Consider the following 1,635-nt stretch of genomic DNA (forward strand, 5'->3'; position numbering starts at 1 on the left):
GAACCCGTACTCGCCACGATCCGGGCTGGCGCAACGGCCTGCGGCGTGGACGATCTGCGCTTCGTTTCCGCCGCCGAGGCGCAGAACCTGGAACCGGCGCTTCATTGCACCAAAGCGCTGCTCTCGCCTTCCACCGGCATCATCGACAGCCATGCGCTCATGCTCGCCTTGCTCGGCGATGCCGAGGAAAGCGGCGCGATGCTGTCGCTCAACACACGCATCGTTTCGGGCCGCATCGATGCCGGCCGCATCGTGCTCCAGACGAGGGACACGGCAAGCGGCGAAGGTTTCGAGATCGCCACACCGCGCCTCATCAACGCGGCCGGCCTTGGCGCCGTCGCGCTGGCAGGCTCGCTCGAAGGCTTCGACCAGCAGTTCCTGCCGACGCTTCGCTATGCCAAGGGCAATTATTTCTCGGTGGTGGGCCGGGCGCCCTTCTCGCGGCTGATCTACCCCGTGCCGGAACCGGGCGGCCTTGGCGTCCACCTGACACTTGATCTCGGCGGCACGGCTCGGTTCGGGCCCGACGTCGAATGGACGGACACGCTCGACTACCGCGTCGATCCGGCGCGCGGCAAACGCTTCTACGATGCGATCCGCCAATACTGGCCGGACCTGGCCGACGGCAGCCTGCAGCCGGCCTACAGCGGCATTCGGCCGAAACTCTCAGGCCCGGGTGAGGCCAACAGCGACTTCGTCATCCAGGATGCGACGACACACGGAAGCGCCGGCCTGGTCAATCTGTTCGGCATCGAAAGCCCCGGCCTGACCTCAAGCCTGGCGATTGCCGAACAAGTGGCGCGCATCCTGGCTCCTGAGACGAACTGACGGCGCCGACGCGCGGTATCGAGGGCCGATCGCGTCCTGCGCCACCTCGGCGGGAGGCTGGCATATCCACTCAATGTATCCAATTATAGTGACAAACGGTAAATTTTGCCTTCCAAAAGGCAATGTACGTCGTTATCGTATCCAATAAGCTTCTCAAACCAGCCACCAGCCCGGCAGGAAGTCCTGATGCCCGACTATGCGACATTGGCCCCATCGGCTCCCTGGCGCGAACTACGCACGACGCGCGCAGACTGGGACGACGCCGATCCGGCTACGCTGGAATCGATGCTGGTTTCGGCTCATCTGATCCGCGCCTTCGAGGAGAAAGTGCTGGACCTCGCCGGCCAGGGCCTTGTGCATGGACCCGCCCATTCCGCCGTCGGCCAGGAAGGCGGCGCCGTCGGCTCGGCCGCGTTGATGCGCGCCGGCGATCAGATCAATGGATCCCATCGCGCGCATCACCAGTTCCTCGCCAAGTCGATCCGCTATGTCGCGCCGGACGGGCTCTTGCCAGCGGCGGAGTTTTCACCGGCCATCCGCGATCTCGCCCAGAGGTCGCTCGCCGAGATCCTTGGCCTCGCACAGGGCTTCTGTCGCGGCCGTGGCGGCTCGATGCACCTGCGCTGGGCCGAAGCCGGCAATCTCGGCACCAACGCGATCGTCGGCGGCGGCGTGCCCTTGGCTGCCGGCGCCGCCTGGGCGCAGAAGCGGGCCGGCAAGGGCGATGTCGCCTTTGCCTATTTCGGCGATGGCGCCGTCAACATCGGCTCGGTGCTGGAGACGATGAACATTGCCGCCGCCTGGAAG

The 1,635-nt window shown here is 65.7% G+C and carries 2 protein-coding genes; both read left to right on the forward strand.

The features are described from left to right. Window positions 1-828, forward strand: an 828-nt coding sequence (locus tag EOD07_RS33725; protein ID WP_127238289.1) for an FAD-dependent oxidoreductase, incomplete at its 5' end; no start/stop codon positions are given. 186 nt (window positions 829-1,014) lie between these two features. After that, window positions 1,015-1,635: thiamine pyrophosphate-dependent enzyme (locus EOD07_RS33730; protein WP_245470594.1), on the forward strand; the 621-nt coding region annotated here is incomplete at its 3' end.

This window comes from Mesorhizobium sp. M2C.T.Ca.TU.002.02.1.1 (assembly GCF_003997225.1).